General features: G+C 70.8%; 8 protein-coding genes and 1 pseudogene. All 9 read left to right on the top strand.

Annotated features, from left to right (window positions below):
• Nucleotides 1-136 precede the first annotated feature (136 nt).
• A pseudogene (locus ACRDP3_RS04030) lies at nucleotides 137-553 on the top strand (NUDIX domain-containing protein); the annotation flags it as partial.
• Nucleotides 554-955: 402 nt separating this feature from the next.
• Nucleotides 956-1,219, top strand: coding sequence for a DUF6284 family protein (locus ACRDP3_RS04025; protein WP_431515411.1), 264 nt, complete (start codon nucleotides 956-958; stop codon nucleotides 1,217-1,219).
• Complete coding sequence (locus tag ACRDP3_RS04020) at nucleotides 1,216-1,416, top strand: hypothetical protein (RefSeq protein WP_431515410.1); 201 nt, start codon at nucleotides 1,216-1,218, stop codon at nucleotides 1,414-1,416. Before ACRDP3_RS04025 ends, ACRDP3_RS04020 begins: the two co-directional genes overlap by 4 nt.
• Complete coding sequence (locus tag ACRDP3_RS04015; protein ID WP_431515409.1) at nucleotides 1,413-1,865, top strand: Pycsar system effector family protein; 453 nt, start codon at nucleotides 1,413-1,415, stop codon at nucleotides 1,863-1,865. Before ACRDP3_RS04020 ends, ACRDP3_RS04015 begins: the two co-directional genes overlap by 4 nt.
• The gene (locus ACRDP3_RS04010) at nucleotides 1,862-2,977 is read left to right on the top strand and encodes a hypothetical protein (protein ID WP_431515408.1); all 1,116 of its coding nucleotides are present in this window, start codon (nucleotides 1,862-1,864) and stop codon (nucleotides 2,975-2,977) included. The genes ACRDP3_RS04015 and ACRDP3_RS04010 overlap by 4 nt, the downstream gene beginning before the upstream one ends.
• On the top strand, nucleotides 2,974-3,309 hold the full coding sequence (locus tag ACRDP3_RS04005; protein ID WP_431515407.1) for a hypothetical protein: 336 nt from the start codon (nucleotides 2,974-2,976) through the stop codon (nucleotides 3,307-3,309). Before ACRDP3_RS04010 ends, ACRDP3_RS04005 begins: the two co-directional genes overlap by 4 nt.
• A 14-nt stretch (nucleotides 3,310-3,323) precedes the next feature.
• Nucleotides 3,324-3,629, top strand: coding sequence for a hypothetical protein (locus ACRDP3_RS04000; RefSeq protein ID WP_431515406.1), 306 nt, complete (start codon nucleotides 3,324-3,326; stop codon nucleotides 3,627-3,629).
• A gap of 2 nt (nucleotides 3,630-3,631) precedes the next feature.
• Entirely contained in the window at nucleotides 3,632-3,781 is a 150-nt protein-coding gene (locus tag ACRDP3_RS03995) for a pRL2-8 (RefSeq protein ID WP_431515405.1), read from the top strand.
• 242 nt (nucleotides 3,782-4,023) lie between these two features.
• Nucleotides 4,024-4,335, top strand: a complete 312-nt coding sequence (locus ACRDP3_RS03990; RefSeq protein WP_431515404.1) for a hypothetical protein — start codon at nucleotides 4,024-4,026, stop codon at nucleotides 4,333-4,335.
• The last annotated feature ends 261 nt before the right edge of the window (nucleotides 4,336-4,596 follow it).

Here is a 4,596-nt window from a genome sequence, read left to right as displayed (position 1 = left end):
GCGCCACACAGGCAACTGATGAGGAGTCACCTGTGATTACGAGTCTGACAGAGGCCGAGCGGGACGACTTAGCCCGCAAGGCGGGCGAGGCGAACAAGCGCAGCGAGGACAACTCGCGTGCGAAGGGCGGTCGCTGATGGGTGAGACCGAGACGTTCGAGACGATCCGCTACACCGCTGACGTGGTCGCCGTGCGCGAGGACGACGGCGCCGTGCTCCTGATCGAGCGCGGCTGGGAGCCCTTCGAGGGGGCCCTGGCCCTGCCCGGCGGGCACGTTGACCCGGGAGAGACCTCCCGTACGGCCGCCGTGCGAGAGCTGCTGGAAGAGACCGGCGTCGCAGTCCGCGAGGATGACCTGACGCTGGTCGGGATCTATGACGCTCCGGGGAGGGACCCGCGCGGGCGGTACGTCTCCGTGGCGTACGCGGTCACCGTCCCGGCCGGCACCACGGCCCGCGCCGGGGACGACGCCGCTGCCGTGCTGTGGCTGCCGCTGGCCGTCACGGCACACACCGACGGCCTGGCGTTCGATCATCGGGAGATCGTGCATGCCGCGTGGCGGCAGCGGATCGCCGCCGGGTACGACCGCCAGATCGCCCGGGAGACGGACACCGGCCGCTGCCCGGCCGTACACCCGGCCGACCCGAGCGACTGCGACGGCCCAGTCGCGGTCACCGTCGTAGACCGCTCCGGGGCCGGGGTCGACGGCTGCGAGCACCACGCAGCGCGGATGCTCGCCTCCCTCAAAGACGCGCGCGTCTACGCCCTGCCCGACGCGGCCGACGGCGCCGCCCTACGGACGTTCAAGGCCGCAGCCACGCTGCCGCCCTACGTCTGGCGCCAGCCCCTGCACCGCTGACCACGCACCACCATCCGCGAACGGCACGCGCCCCCGGGGCTGCAACTCCGGGGGCGCCTTGCTGGGCCGTTCCGATCACTAGGGAGATCACGACCCATGAAGCACATCGGACCTGTTCAGGCGGTTGTTACCGCCGCTGAGTACGACCGCGAGCCGACGGCTGCGGAGCTGGACGCGATCGAGCAGGAGATGCCCGTCATCACGGCGGAGGTCGACCTGCTGGACGCGCAGATCATCACCCTGGACCGGACGCCGTCGGAGCTGGACGAGCGGCGCATCCGCCGCGCCCGCAACCGCGTGCTCGCCGCGCGGCGGTCGCTGGCCAACCGCGCCGACGCGCTCTCGGAGGTGATCGCGTGAAATCCCGCAACGGTCTCGGGAACTGGCTGTTCACCTACGGCGGTTGGGCCGTCCTCGCCGTCCTGGTGGCGGTGTGGGTTCTTCCCGTCCCGCGGACGGTCCGCCTCGTCGTCAGCATCGCGGGCGTCGCGCTCTGCGTCGTCATGCACGTCGCTCTTCAGATGCGCCGTCGCGCTGAGAGCGGAGGCGAGCGATGAGCCGCGAAGTACTGGTTGCCGCGCACGGTGAGGTGAAGGCGGAGATCGCCCGCACGGACACGAAGGCGTCGCTGCTGCTGGCGTTCAACGGTGTCGCGCTGGCCGGTACATGGACTGTGGGCGCGCAGCCGTGGGTGCCGCTGACTGCCCGGATCGTGGGCGGCCTCGCGCTGTTGATGCTGCTGGCGTCGGTGACGCTGCTTCTGCTCGTCGTGCGGCCCCGGCTCTCCGCGACTGCGGAGCGGGTCGGTTTTCCCCGGTGGGCACAGCTGACGGCCGACGAGGTGGCGGCAGAGCTGGCGCAGGACCGCACCGCAGGCCACGTGGTCGCGCTGTCCGGCATCGCCGTCGCGAAGATGCGCGGCTTGCAGCGCTCCGTGAACCTCATCCTCGCGACCGGTGGCCCGCTGTTGGTCGCCGCGCTCATCACGACAGGAGGTGCCCTGTGAGCACCGCATCCAAGGGAATGCCGAAGCTGTCCGGTGGTCAGACTGCGGTCTTGATCCTGGCGTGTGTGCCGATGGTGGCCGCTGGCGCGGCCGGCGGATGGGGCACGTACACCAACGTCGTTGCCGAGTTCAAGCGCAGCGCTACGGCGCTGGGCGTCGTCGCCGGCGGCGAGGGCGTCACGCTCGTCCTGGCGCTGGTGATGGTCGGGCTGACGATGCTGGGCCAGTCGGCGCCGGCGCCTGTGCGTCTGGGCATGTGGGGCGCTCCGCTGGCCGCCGCGGTGACTGGTGTTGCGGTGGCGGACGACGCGACGGAGGCCGTCGTGTACGCGATGACGCCGATGGCGATGTCCGCTTCTGCCGAGGGCCTGGGCCTGCTGGCCCGCAGGATCGTGGTGTTCCGCACCGGCGTGGACATGGAGGCGCGGCGCAGGAACGCGGAGACGGTACAGCGGCTGAACTACCACCGGGCGCGTGCCGCGAACCACCCCACGAAGTGGGTGCGGGAGCGTTCCGAGAAGGCGTCATGGCGTCTCGCGAAGCGTGTGGGTGTCGGTGACGAGCAGCTTGGCGCCTCGCTGGTCGAGGTGCAGCGGACCCGCATCCGTGAAGGCGCGGACGCGGCCCTGGTGGACATGTTCGGTGTCACCCCCGCGGTGCCTGAACTGCCTGCGGTCGTCGCTGAAGTGTCCACCGAGCAGGCCGTGATTGAGGCCCCGAAGGTGGACAGTGCCCCCCTGCCGACACTGGACACGCCCCCGGCCGTCGAGGTCGAGGCCGCACCGGTCGAGCCGGAGCCTGAGCTGCAGGTCATCTGTGGTGCCGGGCAGGTGCACACCCCGCCCATGCCGGAGGACGAGGCAGGGGACGAGGTGGACACCGACACCCCTCCGGAGGTGGACAGCGGAGAGAGTCCGCGGTTGTCCACCGAGAACGCCAAGAACGTCATCCGGGTGTGCTGGGTGATGGGGGACAGCATCGGGGACGCCGCACGCAAGGCCACCCGCTCGCGCTCCTACGTCCAGAGGGTCTACGCCCGGCTGGACGAGATGCAGGGCAAGCAGCCGGCGCCTGAGCGGCTGGCGCTGGTGCGGTCGGAGGCGACGGCATGAGCGAACCGATCGCCTTACCCGGCCCCTGGCGCACCGTCATGCAGGCCGCGGGCTACCGCTGCCAGTGCACCGGTGAGTGCGGCAGCGCCCACAAGAAGGGCGACGGTCGCTGCCCGCGTGAGCACGACCAGCACGCGAGCAAGCACCGCGGACCGATCCACCCGGCAGCGGCGCCTGCCGACCCGACGACGCCTGCCCTTGCGGCGGCGCGGCTTCCCGCCTCGCGGCTGCGGGCCTGGTGCCCGGACTGCCACGACGGTGCACGCCGCGCGAGCAACCGGGCGGCTCGCTCCCAACCCGACGATGCACAGGGCTCCCTGTTCGCCCTGTGAGCTTGGAGAACTCCATGAAAGAGATCGAAAAGGCGTCGCGTGACGCCGTCGAAGCGGCACGGCAAGGTGATCAGTTCTCGCTGATGCTGGCCGCGATCCAGGCCGCACAGCAGCAGCCCGTCCGCACTGTGCAGGCGCCGGCGCCGGTCGTGAAGTCGTCCGGTGGCGCCGCGAAGTGGGCCGGGATCGGAGTGGCGGCCACCTTCTTGTCCGTCGCCATCGCCGTCTCGCTGGTCTCGGCAGCCATCGCCACTGTGTGCCTCACGGTGTGCGTCCTGATCCTCCGCGACGTGTGGAACAGCATCCGGAAGGGGTCCTGACGGTGGAAATCCCGGAAGGCGAGTGCCCGCAGTGCTGGGTGCACGCCCACGACAAGAGCGTCCACGCACACCTCGGGTGGCGTGAGGACTGCCCGGAGTGCGTGGCGCATGTGGAGCTGCATCAGCGAGAGAAGCGCGTCCGCTGGTGGTGAACCCGCCAGACCACAACAACCAGAGAGGGGCAGCCACGATGGCTACCCACGTTGTCCCGTCTCACTTCCACTGCCCGAAGTGCGACCCCGTGTTGGTCAGGGGGGTGACTCAGGCCGTGTGCGGCGCTGTCATCCCGGAGGCCATCGTCATCCCCCGCGGGCAGCCGATGCCGCCGAACCGGAGGTGTCCGGACTGCCGGCGGGCGCGCTTCACCCACACTCACCGAAAGGGGCGCTGACCCATGGCGAAGCCCGTCTACACGAACTCGGAGAAGGCGAAGCGTGCCCGGCTGCTGTTCAAGGGCGCCAAGGGCTCCTACGGCGACACCAGCCGCATCGACAAGCAGATCGACAACATCGACCGCGCTGCGCAGGACCGCGGCGAGCGCGAGGCAGCGGCTCACAAGCGGGCGCTGGACAACGCGAAGGACGACGTTGCCACAGCACGCGTGAGGGAGCGTTCCGCTCCCCGCGGTCCGGAGCGTCAGGCCGCCCGCAAGGACCGCCAGGAGGCAGAGAAGCGCCTGCGCCTGGTGGAGCGCGCAGCCAGGTAGCTCCGCCCCGGTACGGCCGCCAGGCCGGCCAGCTCACCGGCCGTACCGGGCCCCTGAACCATGAACAGGACAGGAGTAGTTCCCATCATGACTGAGTCCGTCTCCGCTGCCGTGGGCAGCGTGCATGACCTGGACGAACACCGCGCCAACCGCAGTGGCGACGCGCCGCTGTCGCTGGCCAAAGACACCACCCCGCCTCCCGTGTTGGAGGGCACCGTGCTCCCCGCGGAGCCGGTGGCACCGGCCGCGCCGGCGCGGCAC

The organism is Streptomyces sp. (genome assembly GCF_050698815.1).
In the GTDB taxonomy this organism is placed as follows: domain Bacteria; phylum Actinomycetota; class Actinomycetes; order Streptomycetales; family Streptomycetaceae; genus Streptomyces.
Note: the sequence above shows the minus strand (reverse complement) of the source record. Positions and strands in the feature narration are given on the sequence as shown.